Source organism: Curtobacterium sp. MR_MD2014, assembly GCF_000772085.1.
Classification (GTDB): domain Bacteria; phylum Actinomycetota; class Actinomycetes; order Actinomycetales; family Microbacteriaceae; genus Curtobacterium.
This window is the reverse complement of record NZ_CP009755.1, coordinates 1,797,543-1,821,048: the sequence shown is the minus strand read 5'-3', so window position 1 is coordinate 1,821,048 and position 23,506 is coordinate 1,797,543. Positions and strand designations below refer to the sequence as shown.

At 72.2% G+C, this 23,506-nt stretch carries 22 protein-coding genes and 1 pseudogene; 10 read left to right on the top strand and 13 right to left on the bottom strand.

The window, feature by feature from the left end:
* Positions 1 to 61 precede the first annotated feature (61 nt).
* Entirely contained in the window at positions 62 to 829 is a 768-nt protein-coding gene (sufC, locus tag NI26_RS08410; protein WP_066654406.1) for a Fe-S cluster assembly ATPase SufC, read from the top strand.
* A complete protein-coding gene (locus NI26_RS08405; protein WP_022902786.1) occupies positions 829 to 1,158 on the top strand; it encodes a metal-sulfur cluster assembly factor in 330 nt (109 codons plus the stop codon). Before sufC ends, NI26_RS08405 begins: the two co-directional genes overlap by 1 nt.
* A gap of 252 nt (positions 1,159 to 1,410) precedes the next feature.
* Here the strand turns inward: NI26_RS08405 and NI26_RS08395 are convergent, their stop codons facing one another.
* Positions 1,411 to 2,052, bottom strand: a complete 642-nt coding sequence (locus NI26_RS08395) for a biotin transporter BioY (protein WP_308301845.1) — start codon at positions 2,050 to 2,052, stop codon at positions 1,411 to 1,413.
* A gap of 74 nt (positions 2,053 to 2,126) precedes the next feature.
* Here NI26_RS08395 and NI26_RS08390 point away from each other — a divergent pair, with 74 nt between their 5' ends.
* Positions 2,127 to 3,725 carry an ABC-F family ATP-binding cassette domain-containing protein gene (locus NI26_RS08390; protein ID WP_066654400.1) on the top strand — a complete coding sequence of 533 codons (1,599 nt, stop codon included), beginning with the start codon at positions 2,127 to 2,129 and terminating at the stop codon, positions 3,723 to 3,725.
* 134 nt (positions 3,726 to 3,859) lie between these two features.
* Here NI26_RS08390 and NI26_RS08385 read toward each other — a convergent pair whose 3' ends face one another.
* Genes NI26_RS08385 through NI26_RS08375 form a run of 3 tightly spaced genes read right to left on the bottom strand, consistent with a single transcriptional unit; the run spans position 3,860 to position 5,615 of the window.
* Positions 3,860 to 4,819 carry an SURF1 family cytochrome oxidase biogenesis protein gene (locus tag NI26_RS08385; protein ID WP_081984869.1) on the bottom strand — a complete coding sequence of 320 codons (960 nt, stop codon included), beginning with the start codon at positions 4,817 to 4,819 and terminating at the stop codon, positions 3,860 to 3,862.
* Positions 4,816 to 5,124 (bottom strand): hypothetical protein, encoded by a 309-nt coding sequence (locus NI26_RS08380; RefSeq protein ID WP_081985298.1) that lies wholly within the window; start codon positions 5,122 to 5,124, stop codon positions 4,816 to 4,818. The genes NI26_RS08385 and NI26_RS08380 overlap by 4 nt, the downstream gene beginning before the upstream one ends.
* Positions 5,124 to 5,615: a DUF3099 domain-containing protein gene (locus NI26_RS08375; protein WP_081984867.1), complete on the bottom strand. Its 492-nt coding sequence runs from the start codon at positions 5,613 to 5,615 to the stop codon at positions 5,124 to 5,126. Before NI26_RS08375 ends, NI26_RS08380 begins: the two co-directional genes overlap by 1 nt.
* Positions 5,616 to 5,779: 164 nt before the next feature.
* Here NI26_RS08375 and fabG point away from each other — a divergent pair, with 164 nt between their 5' ends.
* The gene (gene fabG / locus NI26_RS08370; RefSeq protein ID WP_066654398.1) at positions 5,780 to 6,493 is read left to right on the top strand and encodes a 3-oxoacyl-ACP reductase FabG; all 714 of its coding nucleotides are present in this window, start codon (positions 5,780 to 5,782) and stop codon (positions 6,491 to 6,493) included.
* Between the two features lie 124 nt (positions 6,494 to 6,617).
* Here the strand turns inward: fabG and serB are convergent, their stop codons facing one another.
* Both serB and glgC read right to left on the bottom strand, forming a co-directional pair.
* Positions 6,618 to 7,256 (bottom strand): phosphoserine phosphatase SerB, encoded by a 639-nt coding sequence (gene serB, locus NI26_RS08365; RefSeq protein WP_066654397.1) that lies wholly within the window; start codon positions 7,254 to 7,256, stop codon positions 6,618 to 6,620.
* A 213-nt stretch (positions 7,257 to 7,469) separates the two neighbouring features.
* Positions 7,470 to 8,711: a glucose-1-phosphate adenylyltransferase gene (glgC, locus tag NI26_RS08360; RefSeq protein WP_066654395.1), complete on the bottom strand. Its 1,242-nt coding sequence runs from the start codon at positions 8,709 to 8,711 to the stop codon at positions 7,470 to 7,472.
* 47 nt (positions 8,712 to 8,758) lie between these two features.
* Here glgC and glgA point away from each other — a divergent pair, with 47 nt between their 5' ends.
* From glgA to NI26_RS08345, 3 genes are all read left to right on the top strand, one after another.
* A complete protein-coding gene (gene glgA, locus NI26_RS08355; RefSeq protein WP_066654393.1) occupies positions 8,759 to 9,958 on the top strand; it encodes a glycogen synthase in 1,200 nt (399 codons plus the stop codon).
* A gap of 9 nt (positions 9,959 to 9,967) precedes the next feature.
* The gene (locus tag NI26_RS08350) at positions 9,968 to 10,750 is read left to right on the top strand and encodes an ABC transporter ATP-binding protein (protein ID WP_066654391.1); all 783 of its coding nucleotides are present in this window, start codon (positions 9,968 to 9,970) and stop codon (positions 10,748 to 10,750) included.
* A 136-nt stretch (positions 10,751 to 10,886) separates the two neighbouring features.
* A complete protein-coding gene (locus tag NI26_RS08345; protein WP_022905175.1) occupies positions 10,887 to 11,135 on the top strand; it encodes a type B 50S ribosomal protein L31 in 249 nt (82 codons plus the stop codon).
* An 871-nt stretch (positions 11,136 to 12,006) separates the two neighbouring features.
* Here NI26_RS08345 and NI26_RS08340 read toward each other — a convergent pair.
* Complete coding sequence (locus NI26_RS08340) at positions 12,007 to 12,705, bottom strand: 3'-5' exonuclease (RefSeq protein ID WP_066658248.1); 699 nt, start codon at positions 12,703 to 12,705, stop codon at positions 12,007 to 12,009.
* Positions 12,706 to 13,087: 382 nt separating this feature from the next.
* Positions 13,088 to 14,800, bottom strand: a complete 1,713-nt coding sequence (treS, locus tag NI26_RS08335) for a maltose alpha-D-glucosyltransferase (protein ID WP_066654389.1) — start codon at positions 14,798 to 14,800, stop codon at positions 13,088 to 13,090.
* 215 nt (positions 14,801 to 15,015) lie between these two features.
* On the opposite strand from treS, the gene NI26_RS08330 reads away from it, so the two are divergent.
* Positions 15,016 to 16,029 carry an alpha/beta fold hydrolase gene (locus NI26_RS08330; RefSeq protein ID WP_081984863.1) on the top strand — a complete coding sequence of 338 codons (1,014 nt, stop codon included), beginning with the start codon at positions 15,016 to 15,018 and terminating at the stop codon, positions 16,027 to 16,029.
* Positions 16,030 to 16,034: 5 nt separating this feature from the next.
* The gene (locus NI26_RS08325; RefSeq protein ID WP_066658246.1) at positions 16,035 to 17,108 is read left to right on the top strand and encodes a glycosyltransferase family 4 protein; all 1,074 of its coding nucleotides are present in this window, start codon (positions 16,035 to 16,037) and stop codon (positions 17,106 to 17,108) included.
* A gap of 47 nt (positions 17,109 to 17,155) precedes the next feature.
* Here the strand turns inward: NI26_RS08325 and NI26_RS08320 are convergent, their stop codons facing one another.
* The 3 genes and pseudogenes from NI26_RS08320 to NI26_RS08310 all read right to left on the bottom strand — a co-directional run.
* The gene (locus NI26_RS08320; protein ID WP_066654388.1) at positions 17,156 to 17,881 is read right to left on the bottom strand and encodes a hypothetical protein; all 726 of its coding nucleotides are present in this window, start codon (positions 17,879 to 17,881) and stop codon (positions 17,156 to 17,158) included.
* Positions 17,882 to 18,049: 168 nt separating this feature from the next.
* Positions 18,050 to 18,685, bottom strand: a complete 636-nt coding sequence (locus tag NI26_RS08315) for a histidine phosphatase family protein (RefSeq protein WP_066654386.1) — start codon at positions 18,683 to 18,685, stop codon at positions 18,050 to 18,052.
* A gap of 158 nt (positions 18,686 to 18,843) precedes the next feature.
* A pseudogene (locus NI26_RS08310) lies at positions 18,844 to 19,650 on the bottom strand (Sir2 family NAD-dependent protein deacetylase); the annotation flags it as partial.
* 74 nt (positions 19,651 to 19,724) lie between these two features.
* Here NI26_RS08310 and NI26_RS08305 point away from each other — a divergent pair.
* Positions 19,725 to 20,552: a TrmH family RNA methyltransferase gene (locus NI26_RS08305; protein WP_066654382.1), complete on the top strand. Its 828-nt coding sequence runs from the start codon at positions 19,725 to 19,727 to the stop codon at positions 20,550 to 20,552.
* Positions 20,553 to 20,588: 36 nt separating this feature from the next.
* On the opposite strand, the gene NI26_RS08300 is transcribed toward NI26_RS08305, so the two are convergent.
* Both NI26_RS08300 and NI26_RS08295 read right to left on the bottom strand, forming a co-directional pair.
* Positions 20,589 to 22,163: an AtzH-like domain-containing protein gene (locus NI26_RS08300; RefSeq protein ID WP_066654381.1), complete on the bottom strand. Its 1,575-nt coding sequence runs from the start codon at positions 22,161 to 22,163 to the stop codon at positions 20,589 to 20,591.
* Complete coding sequence (locus tag NI26_RS08295; protein ID WP_081984861.1) at positions 22,160 to 23,413, bottom strand: acetamidase/formamidase family protein; 1,254 nt, start codon at positions 23,411 to 23,413, stop codon at positions 22,160 to 22,162. Before NI26_RS08295 ends, NI26_RS08300 begins: the two co-directional genes overlap by 4 nt.
* Positions 23,414 to 23,506 lie beyond the last annotated feature (93 nt).

Genomic DNA, 23,506 nt, shown 5'->3' with positions numbered 1-23,506 from the left:
CGACACCACCACTCTTCCCGCGCGGCTGACGCCGCACAGCAGCTGTAACCGAAGGAACGCAATGTCCACTCTCGAAATCCGCGACCTGCAGGTCTCGATCGACACCGACCAGGGCACCAAGGAGATCCTGAAGGGCGTCGACCTCACCATCAACGAGGGCGAGATCCACGCGATCATGGGGCCGAACGGCTCCGGCAAGTCCACCCTGGCTTACACGATCGCCGGTCACCCGCGCTACAACGTCACCGGCGGCTCGATCACGCTCGACGGCGAGGACGTCCTCGCGATGAGCGTCGACGAGCGCGCCCGCGCCGGCATGTTCCTCGCGATGCAGTACCCGGTCGAGATCCCCGGCGTCACGGTGTCGAACTTCCTCCGTACCGCGAAGACCGCGATCGACGGCGAGGCCCCCGCACTCCGTGGGTGGGTCAAGGACCTGCGCCAGTCGATGGCCGACCTCAAGATGGACTCGTCGTTCGCCGAGCGCAACGTCAACGAGGGCTTCTCCGGCGGCGAGAAGAAGCGCCACGAGATCATGCAGCTCGAGCTCCTCAAGCCGAAGTTCGCCGTGCTCGACGAGACCGACTCCGGCCTCGACGTCGACGCGCTGAAGATCGTGTCCGAGGGCGTCAACCGCGCGAAGGCAGCGACCGGCCTCGGCGTCCTGCTGATCACGCACTACACGCGCATCCTCCGCTACATCAAGCCGGACTTCGTCCACGTGTTCGTCGCGGGCAAGGTCGCCGAGCAGGGTGGTCCGGAGCTGGCCGAGCGCCTCGAGAACGAGGGCTACGACCGCTACGTGCAGGCCGCAGCGGCGGGCAACTGATGATCACCGCACTCTCCCCGGAGAAGTTCGACGAGGTCGTCGAGGGCCTCAAGGAGGTCCAGGACCCGGAGCTCGGCGTCAACATCGTCGACCTCGGCCTCATCTACGACCTCGCGATGGACGACGAGGCGAACGCCCTCGTGATCAGCATGACGCTGACGAGCGCGGGCTGCCCGCTGACCGACGTCATCGAGGGCGACACCGCCAACGCGCTCGACGGCATCGTCGACGCGTTCCGCATCAACTGGGTGTGGATGCCGCCGTGGGGTCCGGAGCGGATCACCGACGACGGACGCGAGATGATGCGCGCGCTCGGTTTCTCGATCTAGCCGCCACGACAGACGGACGGGAGGCGCGGTGCCAGCTGGCACCGCGCCTCCCGTCCGTCGTCGGTGCGGTGCGCCCGCCACGCCGAGTGCGCACGATCCGTCACGTTCGACCGGTCCCCGCGACGCCCATCGCCCGCCCGGCGATCGTCGCGCGGCGTGTCGTGCTCGCTCGCGTCGGGAGACAGCAGCCCGGGTCGGAACAGCGACGGGCCCCGCACCAGCAGGTGCGGGGCCCGTCGTCGTGCGGGTGCGTCAGCGGCGGCCGACCAGCTTCCACGCCAGAGGCAGGACACCGGCGGCGATGAGGGCCTTGGCGACGCCACCGACGATGAACGGGTAGAGGCCGGCGGCGAGCACCGACTGGAGGTCGTTCGGCGCGCCGAGCTGACCGAGCACCACCGCGAGCCAGGGCAGGCCCGTGACGAAGGGGACGGCGGTCGCCAGGAGCATCGCGACCGTGGCACGCCCGACCTTCCGGTCCCAGTTCCGGCGGGCGAGCCAGCCGACCAGGCCGGCGGCCGGCACGAAGCCGATGACGTAGCCGAAGCTCGGCGAGGCCAGGGCTGCGAGACCACCGGAGAACTCGGCGAAGAACGGTGCACCCGCGAGGCCCGCAACGGCGTAGACGAGCAGCGACAGCATGCCGCGTCGGGCGCCGAGCGTGGCGCCGACGAGCACGACGGCCAGGGTCTGCCCGGTGATCGGGACCGGCCACATCGGCACCTGGAGCTGTGCCATCGCGGCGGTGAACAGCGCGCCGCCGGCGACCAGGGCGGCGTCGGTGGCGAGCCCCGAGGTGCGAAGACGGTCGGCGAGGACTGCGCGGCGAGCGAACCCGGTGGCGTTCGTCATGGATTCTCCTAGAATGGACTGCTGGTCCCGTTCGAGGACCATCGGTCCCGTCAGCGTAGCGGTGCACCTCCCGCACACGTCGTTGTGCACATCACCAACTGATTGGACGTCCTCCTGTGCTTGCCGTGCACGACCTCGAGATCCGCGTAGGCGCTCGCCTCCTCATGGAGCACGTGTCCTTCCGCGTCGAGAAGGGTGACAAGATCGGGCTCGTCGGGCGCAACGGCGCCGGCAAGACCACGATGACGAAGGCCCTCGCCGGTGAGTCGCAGCCGACCGACGGCAAGATCGAGCGCTCGGGGGAGATCGGCTACCTGCCGCAGGACCCGCGCTCGGGCAACCCCGAGGACACCGCGCGCAAGCGCATCCTCGACGCCCGTGGTCTCGGCGAGCTCGTCGAGGGCATCCGTCAGGCGACGCTGGACATGGCGAGCGACGACGCCGACGTGGCCGAGAAGGCCATGCGGCGGTACAGCCGGCTCGACGACCAGTTCAACGCGCTCGGCGGGTACGCCGCCGAGGCCGAAGCGGCGTCGATCGCATCGAACCTCAAGCTGCCGGACCGCATCCTCGACCAGCAGCTGAAGACGCTGTCGGGTGGCCAGCGGCGGCGCATCGAACTCGCCCGCATCCTGTTCTCGGACGCCGAGACGATGATCCTCGACGAGCCGACGAACCACCTCGACGCCGACTCCGTGGTGTGGCTCCGCGAGCACCTGAAGACCTACCCCGGCGGCGTCATCATCATCTCCCACGACGTGGAGCTGGTGGACGAGGTCGTCAACCGCGTCTTCTACCTCGACGCGAACCGTCAGACCATCGACGTCTACAACATGGGGTGGAAGCTCTACCAGCGGCAGCGCGTGGCCGACGAGGAGCGCCGCCGCAAGGAGCGCGCCGGCGCCGAGAAGAAGGCTGCGACCCTGAAGGACCAGGCCGCCCGCTTCGGCGCGAAGGCATCGAAGGCTGCCGCTGCGCACCAGATGGTCGCGCGCGCGGACAAGCTGCTCGCCGGACTGGAGGACGAGCGCGTCGCCGACCGCGTCGCGAAGATCCGTTTCCCCACGCCGGCACCGTGCGGTCGCACTCCGCTGATGGCCGAGGGGCTGTCGAAGTCGTACGGCTCGCTCGAGATCTTCGCCGGAGTGGACCTGGCGATCGACCGTGGGTCGCGCGTGGTCATCCTCGGGTTCAACGGTGCGGGCAAGACGACGCTGCTCCGGATCCTGGCGGGTGCGGACCGACCGGACACGGGCGAGATCCTGCCCGGGCACGGCCTGCGGATCGGGTACTACGCGCAGGAGCACGAGAACATCGACGTGAACCGCACGGTGATCGAGAACATGGTGTCGGCGTCGACGGACCTCAACGAGACCGAGGCCCGTCGTGTGCTCGGTTCGTTCCTGTTCACCGGCGACGACGGCTACAAGAAGGCCGGCGTCCTGTCCGGTGGTGAGAAGACCCGGCTGTCGCTCGCGATGATCGTCGTGTCGGGCGCGAACGTGCTGCTGCTCGACGAGCCCACGAACAACCTCGACCCGGCGTCGCGCGAGGAGATCCTCAACGCGCTGGCCGGCTTCGAGGGCGCCGTGGTGCTCGTGTCCCACGACGCCGGTGCGGTCGACGCGCTCAACCCCGAGCGGGTGCTGCTGCTGCCGGACGGTACCGAGGACCACTGGAACAAGGACTACGCGGAGCTCATCGAGCTGGCGTAGCGACCCCCTGACGGACGGGCGCGCACCGCTCGACGGCAACGCGGAGCGTTGCGCGGGGCGCGCCGACCGAGCCTGCGAGGGAGGACGGTGCCGGCCGGCACCGCGCCTCCCGTCCGTCCCGGGGTCGCGATCCGTCAGCGGTGCGCGCCGAGCAGCTCGTCCTCGACCTCGTCGTCGGACCTCGGCTTGGCGTCCTTCCGCCGCTGCCGTTCGAGGGCACGCTCGCGCTCCTCGGGGTCGTCCTGGTTGAGGTTCCGGTACTCCTGCACCATCACGTAGGCCAGGAAGCCGAATCCTCCGGCGGCGAAGAGGAACCACTGGATGAAGTAGCTGAGGTGCAGACCGGTGTCCGCGGACGGTCGGTCCCACCCGAGGGGCCGGGCCTCCGCAGGAGCGGGGGACTCGGAGGCGAGCTGGCCGTACGCGCCCGTCCAGATCGGGGCGTCGACCTTGCCCGCGACGTCGGCGAGCGTCACCGACTGCACCTGGTCGGTGTGCGAGGGGTCGGTGCGGCCGGGGATGCGCGGCTCGCTCTGCTGCAGGCGTGCGATCACCGTCACCTGTCCGCTCGGCGGAGCGGGGACGCTGTCCGGCGCGTCCTGCCGGTTGCCGGTCGGCACCCACCCGCGGTCGACGACGAACGCGCGACCGTCGGCGGTGACGAGCGGCGTGAGGACCTCGAACCCGGGCTGGCCGTTGTGCACGCGGTTGCGGACGAGGAGCTGGTCGTCGACGTCGTACCGGCCGGTGACCTCGACCCGGAGCCACTGCTGGTCGTCGGTCCAGGACGAGGCCCGGGGGAGCGCCTGGTCGAGCGGCACGGGCGTGTGGTCGTAGTTCTGCGCGATCTGCTCGTTCTGCCGGACGGCCTCGTTGCGCCGGTCCCACTGCCACATCCCGAAGAGCGTGCAGATGATCGCGAAGGCCACGGCGATCGCGAAGTACCCGAGCCAGCGGCGGCTCCGGACGAACCGCCAGCCGACCGTCGGGCCGTCGGTGGTGTCCGCGTGGACGGACCCGGGAGCGGCGTCGCGCTGGAGCTTCGCGGCGTGCTTCCGGCCGTAGCGGGCGCTGGGGTCGAACTCGTCCGTCATCGTCCGGTGCCGCTGGAGCGCACCCCGACGTCGTTCTTCGGGGCGTCCTCCCGCGCACGGACGTCGTCGAGGCTGTCGACGTCCTCGTGCATCCCGGTCACCCGGACCGGGAAGGAGCGGGAGCGCAGGTAGTCGGCGAGGAAGTCGCAGTGCTCCTCGCAGGCCGCCCAGATCTTCACGCGGTCGACGGCGTGGATGCGCGGGTTCCGCCAGTTGATCCGCCACTCGGCGGTGTTCGTGCAGCCGGCCCGGGAGCAGACCGGTGTCGCGCCGGGCTCCGTGAAGAGGTCGAACGTCGCCCCCATCAGCGGCGCGTCCGGGACTTCGCGGACCACACACGGGAGCGGTCGCCGTTCCGCTGCCACTCCTCCTGCGCGTGCTGGGCCTGCTCGCGGAGGCGTTCCTGCTCGGCACGGTAGGCCTCGGCCCGGGCGTCCTCCTGCTGCTCGCGGAGGCGGGGGTCGACGGCGTCGTAGAGCTCGATGGCTCCGGCCGGGGCGACGATGTCGCTCTCGGCGTGGTTGCCGGCGTTGGCGAGGATGACCGCGACCCACGGGATGACCGCGGCGAGGACGATCGGGATGACCGCCAGCCACGTGTGCCAGGTCGTCCACACGAGGACGGCGCCGATGAAGCACACCACGCGCACGCCCATCTGCCAGACGTACTTGGACAGGCGGTGCGCCCGGTCCAGCTCGGGGGAGTCCGGCAGGGACGTGATGCTCTGCGTGGACCCGGAGTGGGTGTGCGTCGCGTGGAACCGGCGCTGCGTCGACTTCATACGGTGTTCTTCCATTCGCCAGGGTCAAGCCTAAGCCCGGACCACCGACAGTTGCCCCGCCGCGCGGGGGACAGCTGCGGGGAACGGCTCCGGTACGCTCGTCCGGGCGTGTCCAGCGGCCCACGGCTCGGCCGTCAGGTCGGCGGACACCGCGTCACCACCACTCGAACGGAGCGATCATGACCACCCCCCGTACCGTCCTCATCACCGGCGGCAACCGCGGCATCGGGCACGCCCTCGCAGCGCGTTTCGTCGCCGCCGGGCACCGGGTCGCCGTGACCTCCCGCAGCGGCCAGGGCGGACCCGAGGGGGCGCTCACCGTCGCCGCGGACATCACCGACTCCGCCTCGGTCGACGCGGCCTTCACGCAGGTCGAGGCCGAGCTCGGGCCGATCGAGGTCCTCGTCGCCAACGCGGGCATCACGAACGACCAGCTCCTGCTCCGCATGTCCGAGGAGGACTTCACGAGCGTCGTCGACACGAACCTGACCGGCACGTTCCGGGTCGTCAAGCGCGCGACCAAGGGGATGATGAAGGCGAAGTTCGGCCGCATCGTGCTCATGTCGAGCGTCGTGGGCGCCTACGGACAGGTCGGTCAGGTCAACTACGCCTCGTCCAAGGCTGCCCTGGTCGGCATGGCCCGCTCGATCACGCGCGAGCTCGGGTCGCGCGGCATCACGGCCAACGTCGTCGCGCCGGGGTTCATCCAGACCGACATGACCGCAGCCCTGCCCGAGGAGCTGCAGGCCGAGTTCAAGAAGCAGATCCCGGCGGCGCGCTACGGCACGGTCGACGACGTCGCCGACGCCACGCTCTTCCTGGCGAGCGACGGTGCCGGGTACGTCTCGGGTGCGGTGATCCCGGTCGACGGCGGTCTCGGGATGGGGCACTAGCCCCGGACACCGACCGGCGGCCCGCTCGGACCGTCCTCGAGACTCGGCTGGGCGGACACGTTCGCGACGTGGAGTCCGCGAACGTGTCCGCGGAGGCGAGACTCGGCTCCGCGGCGCGTGCGGCTCAGCCCCGCAGGCCCAGCGTCGCGAGCACCGCGGACAGGTCGCGGTCGACGACCGCCACGTCCGCCCGCTCGCGCACCAGCGGCTTCGCGTCGAAGGCAACGCCCAGGGCGGCGACACCCATCATGACCAGGTCGTTGGCGCCGTCGCCGACCGCGACCGTGCGCGACAGCGGGACGTCGTCCGCCCCGGCCCACGCACGCAGGGTCTCGGCCTTCGCCTCGGCGTCGACGACGTCACCGAGCACCCGACCGGAGAGCACGCCGTCGACCACCTCGAGACGGTTCGCCCGGCAGTGGTCGAGGCCGAGGCGCGCGGCGAAGGGGTCGAGCACCTCGTGGAAGCCGCCGGACACGACGCCGACCGTGCCGCCTGCGGCGTGGACGCCCCGGACGAGCTCCTCGGCTCCGCGCGTGACGCGGACCGCCTGCTGCGCGCGGGTGCAGACGTCGGCCTGGAGGCCCGCCAGGGTCGCGACCCGCTCCCGGAGGCTCTCGGTGAAGTCGATCTCGCCGCGCATGGCGCGCTCCGTCACCGCCTGCACCTGTGGCCGGGTCCCGGCGTGGTCGGCGAGCAGTTCGATGACCTCGTCCTCGAGCAGCGTGGAGTCGGCATCGAGGACGACGAGGAAGCGTGGCACGGACCAACGGTACCGACAGCAGGAGGCGCGGCCGACGTCTGTGACGTCAGCCGCGCCTCCAGGCCGGTGCGGTGGGGTCAGACCTCGACGCGGACGCCCTTGCCGACGTCAGCGGGTGCAGCCCGGACTCGGCGACCGTCCCGGACTAGGCCTCGACGCGGACGCCCTTGCCGACGTCGGTAGGTGCAGCCCGGACTCGGCGACCGTCCCGGACTAGGCCTCGACGCGGACGCCCTTGCCGACGACCGTGATGCCGGACTCCGTGACGGTGAAGCCGCGGGCCTCGTCGGTCTCGCGGTCGACGCCGACCTGCGCACCGGGCGCGATGACCACGTCCTTGTCGAGGATCGCGCGGTTCACGACCGAACCGGCGCCGATGGACGCCCGTTCGAACACGATGGAGTCGAGGACCTTCGCGCCCGAGTCGATCCCGCACCACGGACCGATGACGCTGCGCTCCACCTGGGCGCCGGAGAGCAGGCACCCGAGCGCCACGATCGAGTCGACCGTCGAGCCGGTGTTGCCGTTCGCGTCGCGGACGAACTTCGCCGGCGGCAGGTTCGTCTGCTGGTTGAAGATCGGCCAGTCCTGGTTGTACAGGTTGAAGACCGGGACCGGCGCGATGAGGTCCATGTGGGCGTCGAAGAACGAGTCGATCGTCCCCACGTCGCGCCAGTAGTACCGGTCGCGGTCGTTCGAGCCGGGCACGTCGTTGCGCTGCAGGTCGTAGACGCCGGCGTCGCCGCGGGCCACGAAGTCGGGGACGATGTCGCCGCCCATGTCGTGCTTGCTCGACTCGATCTGGCCATCGCGGAGCACCGCGTCGACGAGGGCGTCGGCGTTGAACACGTAGTTGCCCATCGACGCGAGGATCTCGTCCGGCGAGTCGGCCAGGCCGACGGCGTCCTTCGGCTTCTCGAGGAACGCGTCGATCTTGGTCGGGTCGTCCTGGTCCACCTGGATGACGCCGAACTGGTCCGCGAGGCCGATCGGCTGCCGGATCGCCGCGACCGTGGCACTGCGGCCGGAGGCGATGTGCGCCTCGATCATCTGGTGGAAGTCCATGCGGTAGACGTGGTCCGCACCGACCACGACCACGATGTCCGGGCGCTCGTCGCGGAGCAGGTTGAGGGACTGCAGGATCGCGTCCGCCGAACCGGCGAACCACCGCTTGCCGAGTCGCTGCTGCGCCGGCACCGACGCGACGTAGGACCCGAGGAGCCCCTCCATGCGCCAGGTCTCGGCCACGTGACGGTCGAGGCTGTGCGACTTGTACTGGGTCAGGACGACGATCTTCTGCAACCCGGAGTTCACGAGGTTGGAGAGCGCGAAGTCGATGAGACGGAAGTTGCCGCCGAACGGGACGGCGGGCTTCGCGCGATCGGCCGTGAGCGGCATGAGCCGCTTGCCCTCGCCGCCGGCGAGGACGATGCCGAATACCTTCTTTGGTGCCATGTGGTTCACAGTAGGCGTCCGGACGGCGAACCCGTTACGTTGAGTCCGTGCGAGTCGATCTACTGACCAGGGAGTATCCGCCGGAGGTCTACGGCGGAGCGGGTGTCCACGTGGCCGAGCTCACGGCTGCGCTGCGGTCGGGGACGGACACGGACGTCCGGGTGCGCGCCTTCGGGGCGTTCCGTGACGAGGAGGGCGTGTGGGCGTACCGCACGCCCGAGGGCCTCGAGGACGCGAACGGCGCGCTCCAGGCGCTCGGTACCGACGTCCGCATCGCCGCCGACGTCGCGGGCGCCGACCTGGTGCACTCCCACACCTGGTACGCCAACGCCGCGGGGCGCATCGCGCAGCTCACCCACGGCATCCCGCACGTGGTCACGGCCCACAGCCTCGAGCCACTGCGCCCGTGGAAGGCCGAGCAGCTCGGGGGCGGCTACCGCCTGTCGAGCTGGATGGAACGTGAGGCGTTCGAGCAGGCCGACGGCGTGATCGCGGTCTCGAAGGCCATGCGGGCGGACATCCTGCGCTCCTACCCGTCCATCGACCCGGCGAAGGTCCACGTCGTCTACAACGGCATCGACATCGACGAGTGGAAGCCGACCGTCGACGAGGACGCCGTGCGCGCGCTCGGCATCGACCCGTCGCGCCGCTCGGTCGTGTTCGTCGGCCGGATCACCCGGCAGAAGGGCCTGCCGTACCTGCTCCGCGCGGTGGCGTCGCTGCCGTCGGACGTGCAGATCGTGCTGTGCGCGGGCGCTCCGGACACGCCGGAGATCATGGCCGAGGTGACCGGACTCGTCGAGTCCCTGCGCGCGGAGCGCGACGGTGTGGTCTGGATCGACCGGATGCTCTCCCACCAGGAGGTCGTGAACGTCCTGTCGTCGGGGACCGTGTTCGTCTGCCCGTCGATCTACGAGCCGCTCGGCATCGTCAACCTCGAGGCCATGGCCTGTGGCATCCCCGTGGTCGGCACGCGCACGGGCGGCATCCCCGAGGTCGTCGCCGACGGGCTGACCGGGCGCATCGTCCCGATCGACCAGGCACAGGACGGCACCGGCACGCCGAACGACCCGGACCGCTTCGTGGCCGACCTCGCCCGGACGCTGGACGAGGTCCTGGCCGACGAGGGGCTCGCCAAGCTCATGGGACGCGCAGGACGCCTCCGCGTCGAGAGCGAGTTCACGTGGGACGCGATCGCGCACCGCACGCGGCAGGTCTACGACGAGGTGCTCGCCCGGAAGCCGTAGGCTGGAGCCATGCCCTCGGTCGTGCGCTTGTCAGACGTCTCCGTGGTCCGCAACGGGGCCACCATCCTCGACGGGATCTCGTGGGAGGTGCAGGACGACGAACGCTGGGTGGTGCTCGGTGCCAACGGCGCCGGCAAGACCACGCTGCTGCAGGTGGCCGGTGCCCAGACGTTCCCGACGTCGGGCAGTGTCGAGGTGCTCGGCACCGAGCTCGGCGGCGCGGACCTGTTCGAGCTGCGTCCGCGCATCGGCTTCGCGTCGACCGCCCTCGCCCGCCGGATCCCGGTCACCGAGAAGGTCGTCGACGTCGTGCTCACCGCCGCGTACTCGGTCACCGGTCGCTGGAACGAGGAGTACGAGGAGCTCGACGTCCGCCGCGCCCAGCGGGTGCTCGACGAGTGGGGCCTCGGTGACTTCACCGACCGCACGTTCGGTGAGCTGAGCGACGGCGAGCAGAAGCGCGTGCAGATCGCGCGCGCCGTGATGACCGATCCCGAGGTGCTGTTCCTCGACGAGCCGGCTGCCTCGCTCGACCTCGGTGCGCGCGAGAGCTTGGTGCGCACGCTCGGCGGCTACGCGCAGAGCAGCGACTCGCCGGCGATCGTCATCGTCACCCACCACGTGGAGGAGATCCCCGAGGGCTTCACGCACGCCCTCGTGCTCGCCGACGGTGGGATCCAGGCCGCCGGCCCCATCGACGAGGTCCTGACGGCTCCCACGCTGTCCCAGGCCTTCGGCGTGGAGCTGACCGTCTCGAAGGACGCCGGTCGGTACACGGCGCGCGCGGCCTGACGCTCCCGATCCTGCCCGTCGTCTGGTAACGTGGACGGCTGGCGCACGCCGCAGACTTCCCGCGCGGGGGTCCCGATCGAGTCCGCTCGAACCGGCCGTCCGCGCATCTCCCACAATCTCCAACCGAGGAATCTCCATGAAGACCGACACCCACCCCGAGTACAACGCCATCGTCTTCCGCGACCTGGCCTCCGGTGAGACGTTCCTGACGCGTTCGACCGCGACCAGCGACAAGACCATCGAGCTCGACGGTGCGACCTACCCGGTCATCGACGTCGAGATCTCGTCGGCGTCGCACCCGTTCTACACGGGCAAGCAGCGCATCCTCGACTCGGCCGGTCGCGTCGAGAAGTTCAACCAGCGCTTCAAGGGCTTCAGCAAGTAAGTCCGCGTTCGCGCTCGGACGGGCGGCCCTCCTTCGGGAGGGCCGCCCGTTCTGCGTTGCCCGGGTGGTGGTGCCGGGGTGGGGCGCCGGGTCCGGGTACGGCGCGCTGTGGTCGGTGAGAACGCGAGACGCGCCCTGCTGCGGATGCTGTGCCCCGGCACACCGGGGCGCAGGGTCCGGAACGGGGCGCAACAGCGCACGGGCGGCGCGAGCGCGGCGCGGGCGCGGGCGCGGGCGCGGCGTCCAGCATGCGCGCACGGCGTCGTCGTGCTGTCGCGCCGTGGCGCGTGGTGCTCGCGCGCAACACGAAGCACGTCGCGCCAGGCGTTCACGTGGTTCGAGGTGCGTCTGGCTGTGCGCGTACTGCGGGCGCGAACCGCGGTCACGGCCGGGAGGCTCGGTGTGGGACCGCCGGGAACGCTCGCCGGTCGAGGTGGCAGCGTCGCGCCGCCCGACGGCCGGCAGCGCACCGTGCGACGCAGCCTCGGTGCGCGGTGCGCGGTGCGCCGGTCGTGGTGCACGGGCTGTGAGGTGCGCAGGCCGTGGTGCACGGGCTGCGAGGTGCGCAGGCCGCGGTGCGCGGGCCGTGGTGCGCGATGCTCGCGCACCACGGAGAGCACGTCGCACCACGTGATTCCACGGCGCGACGTGCTTCCGGTTCTGCGGGACAGCAGGCGGGTGCCGGACGCCGGCGCCCGGCGCTGGCAGGGAGCGCCGATGTGCGGCACCGCTCGCTGGGCGGCCCAGCTGCGGCGCGCGGCGACAGCGGCCGCTCAGCGCCGGCGCGGCAACACCGGCTCAGCGGCCCAGTGGCGGCGTGGCGACAGCGGCTCAGTGGCGGCGCGGAGACGGCGCCGCGGCGACCGCGACGCTACGAGCCGTTGCGGTGCGGCCAGCGACCGTCGGCGGTGAACGAGGGGTCGCGCTTCTTCCGCATGTAGTCCTGGAACGAGGTGGCCTGCTCGGCACACCAGCCGACCTGCTTGCGGTGCAGCTCCTCGGCGGAGACACCGAGCTCCTCCGGGTACTTCGCCGCGATGGCCTGCGCGACACGCCCGGCAGCGATCGCGTCCGCGGCGGCGTCGTGGGCGTCGGACAACGTCACGCCGTAGAGCTCGGACGCTGCCTCGAGCGTGCGCTTGCCCTTGCGGTAGGTGTCGAGCGCCTTGTCCATCACGAGCGGGTCGACGACGTTGCCGATGACGGGGGAGGCGATGCCGTGCCGTCGGGCCTCGCGGTCGAGCACCGTCAGGTCGTACGGAGCGTTGTAGATCACGAGCGGGATGCCGCGCGCGAACACGGCCTCGACCGCTGCCACGATCTCGGCGACGACCTCGCCGGCCGGGCGCCCCTCGGCCTGGGCGCGCTCGGTCGTGTAGCCGTGCACGGCGGCAGCGCCCTCGGGGATCGCGATCCCGGGATCGGCGATCCAGGCACCCTCCGCGATGGAGCGTCCGGTCATGTCGATCAGGCCGACGTGCGCCGTGACGATGCGGGCGGTCTCGACGTCGACGCCGGTGGTCTCGAGGTCGAACACGCCGAGCGCGTGCCACCAGGGACGACCGCTCAGGTCCTGCACGGCCGGGGCGGCGGGTGCGGGCGTGTCGAGCGCTGCTGGGGAGTACGTCACGGCACGAGGCTAACGGGACGGTCCGACACGCTCCACGCGACCCGCCTGGCGGGCACGCCGCGACCCGCCCGCGTCCTGGTCGACGAGCGCGGCCGGTGCGCCCCGGTCGATGCGCCGGACGCGGCGACGAGCGGGTGGTGAGCCACCCGGCGGGGGCGAGTCGAGCCTCCAGGCCGGCAGCGCCTCCCCGACGGACGGTCGCCCTCCGACGGACGGTTGCCCTCCGACGGACGGTCGCTCTCCGACGGACGGCCGCCCTCCGACGGACGGTCGCCCTCCGACGGACGGTCGCCCCCGACCGGCGGCCGCCCGCCGACGCTCGCTACACGCCGACCGGCGCGCCCACGTGCAGCCAGTAGAACGACTGCGTCCCCATGGTGAGGGTGACGTTGCCGTCCTCGTCGAACGCGGGGAACGACCCGCCGCCGAACAGGTCGTACAGCGGCCGTCCGGCGAACTCCGGCGCCGAGATCGTCACCGACGTCGGGTTGGTGGCGAAGGAGAACACGCAGAGGACGTCCTCGGCGGACGGGCCGAACTGCTGCCCGGACCCCTCCCACGACCGGACGAACGCGAGCACCGAGTCGTTGGTGGTGTCCTGCACGTGCAGCGAGCCCAGGCCGAAGACCGGGTGCGCCTTGCGGACGTGGATGACGTTGCGGACCCAGTGCAGCAGGGAGCGGGACTGGGCGAGCTGCGCCTCGACGTTGACCTGCGCGTAGTTGTAGACGAGCGACTGCACGACCGGCAGGTACAGCTTGCCCGGGTCGGCGGTCGAGAAGCCCGCGTTGCGGTCCGGGGTCCACTGCATCGGCGTGCGCGAGGAGTCGCGGTCCGACAGCCAGATGTTGTCGCCCATGCCGATCTCGTCCCCGTAGTACAGGAACGGCGACCCGGGCAGCGAGAACAGCAGGGCGTGGATGAGCTCGAGCTCGGCGCGTGAGTTGTCGAGCAGGGGAGCGAGGCGACGACGGATGCCGATGTTCGACCGCATGCGCGGGTCGTAGCCGTACCAGCCGTACATCGCCTGGCGGTACTCCTCGCTGACCATCTCGAGCGTGAGCTCGTCGTGGTTGCGGAGGAACACCCCCCAGGCGGCCTTCTCGGGGACGTCGAGGGTCTCGGACAGGATCGCCTTGAGCTCGGCGGCGTGCTGCGCGCGGAGCGAGTAGAAGATGCGCGGCATCACCGGGAAGTCGAACGCCATGTGGCACTCCGGCTCCTCGTCGGTGCCGAAGAACGCGGCGGTCTCACGCGGCCACTGGTTCGCCTCGGCGAGCAGGACACGCCCGGGGTACTCGTCGTCGACCATGGCCCGGAGCTTCTTGATGAACTCGTGGGTCTCCGGCTCGCCCTCGCCGTTGCCCTCCTCGGACTCGAAGAGGTAGGGGATGGCGTCGAGCCGCAGCCCGTCCACACCGAGGTCGAGCCAGTGCCGCACGACGTCGTAGACGGCCTCGACCACGGCCGGGTTCTCGAAGTTGAGGTCGGGCTGGTGCGAGAAGAACCGGTGGAAGAAGAACTGCCGGCGGACCGGGTCGAAGGTCCAGTTCGACTCCTCGGTGTCCACGAAGATGATGCGGATGTTCTCGTAGTGCTCGTCGGTGTCACGCCACACGTAGAAGTCGCCGTAGGGGCCGTCCGGGTCCTCGCGGGACTGCTGGAACCACTCGTGCTGGTCGGAGGTGTGGTTGATCACCATGTCGATGACGATGCGCATGTTCCGCTCGTGCGACTTCGTGACGAGCTCGCGGAAGTCGTCGAGCGTGCCGAACTCGGGCAGGATCGCCCGGTAGTCGGAGATGTCGTACCCGCCGTCGCGCATCGGGGACTGGAAGAACGGCGGCAGCCAGATGGCGTCGACGCCGAGCCACTGCAGGTAGTCGAGCTTGCCGATGACGCCCTGGATGTCCCCGATGCCGTCGCCGTTCGAGTCGACGAACGAGCGGATCATGCACTCGTAGAAGACCGAGCGCTTGTACCACTGCGGGTCCAGGGTCAGGCCGGGCAGCTGGATCGGGGCCGTGAAGGTCAAGCGTGCTCCTCGTCGTCGGCGGGCCGGCGGCGTGGCCCGACCACGGCCACAGTAGGCGCGTGCTCCTGCTGCTGTCCGCGGGTCGCCGTGACGACCGCGTCACGTGGCCGGACGGGAGGCGCGACACCCCTCCACAGCGTCCCTCCCGTCCGTCGTCCTCCACAGCGGGGCGCGGGACGCACCCCGCCCGGTCGCCGCTTCGTAGACTGGCCGCGATGCAACCACCCGTGATCTCCCCGTACCAGTCGCTCGTCGCCGCGACACCGGTCGTGCACCGGGCCGTGACCCTCGACGGCCGCACCACGCACTACTGGGAGTACGGGCCGGTCGACGCGACCGAGACGGTCCTCGCCGTGCACGGGTTCCGCGGCGACCACCACGGACTCGAGACGATCGCCGCCCACCTCCGGGGCGTCCGCGTGGTCGTCCCCGACCTGCCCGGCTTCGGGATCTCCGACCCGCTGCCGGTCTCCGACGTCGACGCCTACGTCGGGTGGCTCACCGGGTTCCACCGCGCGCTCGCCCTGGGTCCCGAAACCGTGGTGCTCGGACACTCCTTCGGGTCGATCGTCACGGCGGCCACCGTCGCGGCCGGCCTCCACACCCGGCTGCTCGTGCTGGTGAACCCGATCGCGGCACCCGCGCTGCAGGGGCCCCGGGCCGTCGGCACCGGCATCGCGATCAGCTACTACCGGGCCGGCGCGGTGCTCCCCAGGCCGCTCGGACTCGGGCTGCTCCGGAACCGCGCGATCGTGCGGGCGATGAGCCTCGCCATGCTGAAGTCACGCGACCGCGACCTGCGGCGATGGGTGCACGACCAGCACGACCGGTACTTCTCGGCGTTCGCGGACCGCACGAGCGTGCTCGAGGCGTTCCGCACCTCGGTCACGCACGACGTGTCCGAGTACGCCGACCGCATCGACGTCCCCGTGCTGCTGGTCGCCGCGGAGCACGACGACATCACGGCCTTGCCCGAGCAGCGTGCACTCGCTTCCCGACTCCGCGACGCCGAGCTCGTCGTGGTGCCCGACGTGGGACACCTCGTGCACTACGAGACGCCCGGAGCCGCCGCCGACGCGGTGCTCCGTCGCATGGCCGAGCCGACGGCCCGCCGTCGTGCCGGACGTGGGAACCCGCGCAGGACGAGGTCCACCGCACCGCAGCAGGCTCCCGACACGTCGGCGGCGTCACCGTCGGCCGGCGGCACCCCGGGGGAGTCCGCGTCGTGAGGCGCCTGCGGATCGGCATCGACTGCCGGTACGTCCGGATCGGTCGGCACGACGGCATCAGCCGCTTCACCGCCGGCGTCGTCGCGCACCTGCCCGACCGGCACGACCACGTCCTGCTCGTGCACGACGAACGGCAGCTCGCGTCGCTGCCCGACGGCATCCCGTGGGAACGCATCCCGGCCCCGACGGACGCGGGGGAGCCGCTCGTGGCCCGGACGGTGAACCGGCTCGGTCTCGACGCGGTCTTCTCACCGATGCAGACCATGGGGTCCCGCGGCCGCCGCTACGCCCTCGTGCTCACGCTGCACGACCTCATCTACTACCGGAACCGCACGCCTCCGCGGGAGTTCTCGTGGCCGATCCGGCTCGGTTGGCGGCTCTTCCACCTGAGTTGGGCGCCGCAACGCCTGCTGCTGAACGGCGCGGACGGCGTCGTGACGGTGTCCGAGACCACCGCGGGGCTCATCGAGCGACACCGTCTGACGAAGCGCCCCGTCACGGTGGCGTACAACGCGGCCGACCCGGCCGTGCCCCGCGAGCCCGACGGGAGCCGTGCGCGGACGCTCGTCTACATGGGGTCGTTCATGCCGTACAAGAACGTCGAGACGCTCGCGGCCGCACTGCCCCTGCTCGGAGCCGACTGGACGCTGCACTGCATGTCGCGGGTGTCCGACGCGGACCGACGACGGCTCGAGGCCCTGGCGCCGACCGGGGCGATCGTCTTCCACGACGGTGCCTCCGACGACGAGTACCTGGCGACCCTGCGCGGGGCGACGGCGCTGGCGACGGCCTCGTTCGACGAGGGTTTCGGCATCCCCCTGGTCGAGGCGATGGGTGTGGGGACCCCGGTGGTCGTCAGCGACGTCCCGATCTTCCGCGAGATCGGCGGGGACGCGGCCGAGTACTTCGACCCGTCGTCGCCGTCCGCGGTGGCAGCGGCGGTGCGGCGACTCGAGGACCGCTGGGACGAGGCATCGCGGGCCTCGCTCGAGCGGGCGGCCCGGTTCCGGTGGCAGGACTCGGCGGAACAGGTGACCCGGGCCGTCGAGCGCGCGGTGCAGGACCGAGAGCAGCGCTGACCGGGACCGGCGCACGAGTGGTGGCGGCGCCGACAGCAGCGGTGTCGTCAGGACGGCTGACGCGAGGTCACCTCGGCGCCGGGGAAGACCCCGTGCGTCTCACGTTGTGCGACGTCCATGATCGCGGCGAGGGCCACACCGGTGCCGACCGTGGCGAGCTCGACGCGCTGCGCGTCCGGCTCGTCCGACGGTGCCCCCGGACCCCAGTCGCTGCGCACCGCGACGACCCCGCCGATCGCCGCGACCGAGCGAGCGACCTCGAGCCGCTGTCGCGTGACCTCGGCGTCCGTCGTGACCCCGACCACCAGGGTGTCGAAGCGGGCCTCCGCCGACACGACGACTCCGCTGCCGTCCGCGTCGGCCGCCGCGGCGCTCAGGGCGCGGACGAGGTCGACCTGCTGACCGGGCGACAGGTCCGGTGACGCCTCGACGACGGCGGACACCCGGTAGGCCGCGAGGGAGTCGCGCGTGGTCTCCTCGTCACGGACGGCGAGCACGCCCGGTACGTCGGCCGCCGCGGTCCGGAACCGGTCGAGCGCTGCCTGGGGTCGCGGGAACACCCCGCCGACCCCGGTCTGGATGCTGCCGACGATCGTCGACAGGACGACGGCGATGACGACGCCGACCGCGACGAAGGACAGCGTGATGACGGTGCCGCGTCGGAGTCGTTGGCCGGTGGACGGCCGGGTGACGGAGGCCGTGTCCGGGCCGAACGCCCGGTCGAGGTCGTCGGACGAGTCGACTCGGTCGTCCACCGGTCCCTGGTTCGTCACGGCCCCTCCTCGCGCACGGGTGCGAGCACCACCGGACGGTGGTCGGGCCGCCCGTGGACCGGAGCCTAGTCCGAGCGGGCCCCCGCGCTCGCGGAGCCGCAGGTAACGGTCCGGTACCGGTCCACCGTCCGGTACCGGTCCACCGTGCGCGACGGGCCGCCGCCCGCGCTACCGGCGCTCGAGCGGGTTCTGCTCGGCGAAGGACTCATCGCCCGTCTGCTCCGAGACCTCGTCGAGCGGGTCGTCGAAGCGGACGAGCTCGGCACGGAACCGCTCGGGGTCCCAGCGGAAGGAGTGCACGGACCCGTTGCGGATCGGCGTCGTGTACCGGTCCGCCGTGCCGGGAGCCGCGGCGTTGACGACGGCCCGGATGACGGCACCGTGCGTGGCGACCACGACCGACCCCGCGTCGAAGCGGACGGCGATCTCGGCCAGCGTCTCGGTCGCCCGTGCGAGCAGCGCGGAGCGGGACTCCCGTCCGGGGACGTCGTCGTGCGGGTAGCGCTGGGCGACCTCGGTGTCGGTGAGCCCCTCGGCCTCGCCGTACGAGCGCTCCGCGAGACCCGGGTGGGTGGCTGGCTCCGGCAGCCCGAGGTGGCGGGCGATGATCGCGCCGGTCTCGAACGCGCGTGACAGCGGTGACGCGACGACCGCGTCGAACCGTCGGCGACCGAGGAGCAGCGCGGTGGCCGCGGCCTGGGAACGTCCGGTGTCGTTGAGGGGGATGTCGGTCGATCCCTGGATGCGCCGCTGCGCGTTCCAGTCGGTCTCGCCGTGCCGGACCAGGGTGAGGAGCGTCGTCACCCGTCGATCCTGCCAGAGCGCTCCGGAGCAGCCGACACCGGAGCAGCCGACTCCGCAGCAGCCGACACCGGAGCAGCCGACTCCGCAGCAGCCGACACCGCAGCGGACGACTCCGCAGCGGGCGGCGCCGGTGCAGCCGACGCCGCGGCGGACGGGACGAGCCGCGCAGCCAGTGCCTCGAGCGTCTCCGTGGTGCCGGCGTCGAGCTTCGCCACCGCGCGCCGGTCGCTGCGGGTGGCTCCCCGGTTCACGATGACGACCGGGAGCTTCCGCCGGGTGGCGTGGTCGACCAGTCGGACGCCGGAGTTCACGGTGAGCGACGAGCCCACGACGAGCAGCGCGTCGGCGTCCGCGACGATCGAGACGGCCTCGCGGAACTTCTCGGCGGGCACGAACTCGCCGAAGAACACGACGTCCGGCTTCAGCACCCCGCCGCACACCGAGCAGTCGGGCACCCGGAAGCGCTCCACGTCGGTGATCTCGACGTCGCCGTCCGGCTGCAGCTGCACCGTGCCCGGCTCGTCGATCCAGGGGTTCTCGCGATCGAGCACACCGGCGAGGTCGGCACGCGAGAACACCTGCCCGCACGTCAGGCAGACCGCGCGGTCCATCGAGCCGTGGATCTCCACGACCCGCCGGGACCCGGCGCGGAGGTGCAGGCCGTCGACGTTCTGCGTGACGACCCCGGTGACGATGCCGGCGTCCTCGAGGGCGGCGAGCGCGCGGTGACCGGTGTTCGGCCGGGCGGCGGCGAAGGTGCGCCACCCCAGGTGCGAACCGGCCCAGTAGCGCTGGCGCTTCGCCGGGTCGGAGCGGAACTCCTGGAAGGTCATCGGCTTCCGCACCACCCGGCCCGCGCCGCGGTAGTCGGGGATGCCGGAGTCGGTGCTCAGCCCGGCGCCGGAGAGCACGGCGACGCGCTTGCCCGTCAGCAGCTCCACGACGCGGTCGAGCTCGTCCGTCATCGGGTCGGTCAGCACGTCGTCCACGGTACCCTCAACAGCCGAACGCCCAGCCGCCTTCCCACGAAACGAGCCCCGTGCACCCCGTCCGCATCGACTCTCTCGACGACCCCCGACTCGACGACTTCGCCCGGCTCACCGACGTGGCGCTGCGGCGGGTCACGGAGCCCGAGGGCGGGCTGTACATCGCCGAGTCGAACACGGTCATCGAGCGCGCGGTCCGCGCCGGGCACGTCCCGCGGAGCGTCATCGTGCAGGAGAAGTGGCTCGACAGCGTGCTGCCCCTGGTGGCGGACCACGACGGCCCGGTCTTCGTCGGACCGGATGCGCTGCTCGAGGACCTCACCGGCTTCCGGATGCACCGGGGTGCCCTCGCCGCGATGCACCGACCGGAGCTGCCGTCGGTGGCCGACGTGGTCCGGGACGCGAAGGTCGTCGTGGTGCTCGAGGACGTCGTCGACCACACCAACGTCGGCGCGGTGTTCCGCAGCGTCGCCGGCCTCGGGGCGGACGCGGTCCTGGTGAGCCCGCGCTGCGCGGACCCCCTGTACCGCCGGAGCGTCCGGGTGAGCATGGGCACGGTGCTCCAGGTGCCGTGGACCCGCATCGGGGAGTGGCCGGCCGCCGGCGAGGAACTCCGCGCGCAGGGCTTCCACCTCGCCGCGATGGCGCTCACCGACCGCTCGGTCGACCTGGACGCGTTCGTCGCCGACGTCCCCGAGCGGGTCGCGCTCGTGATGGGCACGGAGGGGCAGGGCCTGACCGACGCCGCGATCGCCTCCGCCGACACGACGGTCCGCATCCCGATGGCGCACGGCGTCGACTCGCTCAACGTGGCGGCGGCGAGCGCGGTGGGGCTCTGGGCGGTCACGCACGCGCAGCGCGCTGCACGTCCGACCACCTGACCAGCTGACCGCTCGTCGACGGCCCGGCGTACCGCTTCAGGCAGCGCCGGCCGGGAGGCCCGTGCCGACCCCGTCGCGCAGCCAGCGGTCCGCCGTGGTCACCAGTGCTCGGTCGGTGCCGGTCCCGCCGGTCAGGCACAGGCCGACGGGTGCGTCGTCGACGGTGAGCGCCGGCACGCTCAGGGAGGGCACCCCGCCCACGCTCGCGAGCGCGGTCATGGTGGTCGTCGCGGTGCGGACGCGCTCGAGCTCCTCCGCGCCGGCGCCGAGCGACGGGGCCGGGCCCGGAGCGGTCGGCGTGACGAGCACCCGGTCGACCAGGGCCGCTCGGATCGCCGCCCGGACCCCCGGGAAGCGCCGGAGGGCCTCCGCGACGAGGTCCGGCGGGTTCGCGGCGGCCGCGGCGAACCGCTGCCCGACGACGGCCCCGAGGGCGCCGGGGTGGGCCGCGATCCACTTCCCGTGCGCCGCCGTCGCCTCGGCACCCTGCACGAGCCGCAGGAGCTCGCGGAGGTCGTCGAGCGCGGGGAGCCCGAGGTCGTCGAGCGTCACGACCGGCAGGTCACCGACGACGGCGTGGACGGCGTCCTGCGTCGCCGGGTCCGCGGCGGCGAGGAGCTCCGCGAGCACGACCGGCGCCCCGGACTCCGACACGGGGTGCGACCCGTGCGGCACCGAGGCGTCGAGGGCCCGGACCATGGTGTCGGCGTCCCTGGTCAGCCACCCGACGGTGTCGAACGACGGCGCGAGCGGCAGCAGTCCGGCGCGGTCGACGACGCCGTGGGTCGTCCGCAGGCCCCAGAGCCCCTGGTACGAGGCGGGGATCCGCAGCGATCCCGCGGTGTCCGTACCGAGTCCGACGTCCGCCACCCCGGAACGGACGGCCGACGCTGATCCGCTGGACGAGCCTCCCGGCACACGCGACGGGTCGGCGCCGTTCGGCGGGGTGCCGTGGTGCTCGTTGCGTCCGGTCAGCGCGTAGGCGAACTCGTCCGTCCGCGCGATGCCGCGGACCGACGCGCCGGCGTCGAGGAGGGCGGCGACCGCCGCTGCGGAGGCGGGGACGGGCACGGACTCCTGCAGGTACGTCGGGTTGCCGGCCCCGACGCGGTGGCCGGCGACGGCGTACAGGTCCTTGACCGCCACCGTGGCGCCGTCGAGACGGCCGCGGCCGGTCGGCGGCAGGAGCGGGTCGCCGACGACGCGCCACACGGTGGTGTCGAGGGGTCGGGATCGACCGGTGACGTGCGCCGCCTCGATGCGCCACCTGTCGGCCTGACGGCGCCAGAGCTGGGTCTGCAGACCCGAGCCGCCGTCGCGGAACGCGGCGACGCAGACGACGAGCGCGAGGTCCTCGGCGAGCACCCGGACCTCGGTGCGGGACAGGTGGCGCGGCGCGACTCCACCCCGCGCACCGCGGAAGGTGCTGATCGCGTCGTGCCCGACGAGCAGGCCGCGGTCGTCGCCGCGCAGGGTGTCGGCGGAGCGGACGAACGCGTCGTCGAGCGCCGCGAGGTCGTCGTCGGCGAGTGCCCGTTCGTAGGCGTCGAGGGCGTCGAGCAGGCCGGTCGGTGCCGACGGACCGCCGGTCGGCCGTGCCGCGGCCGTCACCGGACGTCCGCGAAGTCGGCCTTGCGGATGCGGGCGTGCGCCCCGGTCACCAGGTCGACCACCTGCGACACGTCGAAGTCCGTCGCCGCGCTGAGGTAGGCGTACGCGAGGTGCGGTTCCATGCCGTACCGCGCGCCCAGGATCGCGATCGCGTGCCGGACGCAGGCCCGGACGGCCTCGTCGAGGTCGGGGTCGAGTCCGGTCGGCACCAGGTGGTCCCGCGTCTCGACGAGCGGCCAGACGAGCTCCCCGAACTGCTGCGCTGCCTCGGCGGCCGGCGTGACGTCGAAGCGCACCGTCGCACGGAGGGAGGCCTCCATGGCGGTGAGCGCGACCTCGCCGTCCCCCTGCGCGAAGTGCGGGTCGCCGACGTAGGCCAGGGCACCCGGCACGAGGACCGGCAGGTGGAGCTGCGCACCGGCCTGCAGCAGGTTGACGTCGATGTTGCCGCCGTGACGTCCGGGCGGGACCGAGTGCAGCCGCTCGCCGGGGGTCGCGACGCCCATGATGCCGAGGAAGGGCGCGAGCGGGAACCGGGCGTACCGGTCCCCGCGCTCGGTGAGTGGGATGCGTCCGAGGAGCCGGTCGTCGCCGGGCCTGTCGTCGCCGGGCCCGTCGTCGCCGGGCCCGTCGTCGGCGGGCACCACGTCGGCGAAGACGCTGACGGTGCGCCCGTCGACCGGGTACTCGCCGTGCAGGGCCCCGCGGCCGTGCCGGTTCGACACCACGCCGTACGGCACGCGGGGGAGCGTCTCGAGCACGGTCATGGTCAGGACGTCGCCCGGCTCGGCACCGTCGACGGCGATCGGTCCGGTGACCACGTGCGGGCCGTCCCGCTCCGGGTCGCGGCGACCGGTCCGGGCGATCGCGACCGCGTCGGCGAGCACGTGCTCCGGCGCGACGCCGTGGCGGCCGAAGAAGGCGACGGGGTCACTGCCCTGGTCCGGCAGGAGCCCCTCGTGGCTCACGGTGTCGATCGTCAGGTCGTCACCGGGAGCGAGCGTCACGACCGGGCGGTCGTCGCCGTTCGGGAGCCGTCCCCAGAGCACCCGGTCGGCCTCGGCCGGCAGGTACCGCGACGACCGGACCGGGCCGGTGTCGGGCTGGAGCACCGTGACCGGAGCCGGAGCCGGAGCCGGAGCCGGGCCCGGTGCGGTCTTCTTGCCCTCGGCCGGGTCGGTGGCCGGGTCGGTGGACGGGGCGGTGGTGCGGCCGCCACGCGTGGCGCCCGGGGTGGTTCCGTGGTGCATGTCCAGCACGCTAGGGGCTGCCGGGCGACGCACGGATCCCGGAGCGCGATGTTTTACGTGTTCGTCACACGACGGTCGGGGGACGACCGGCGG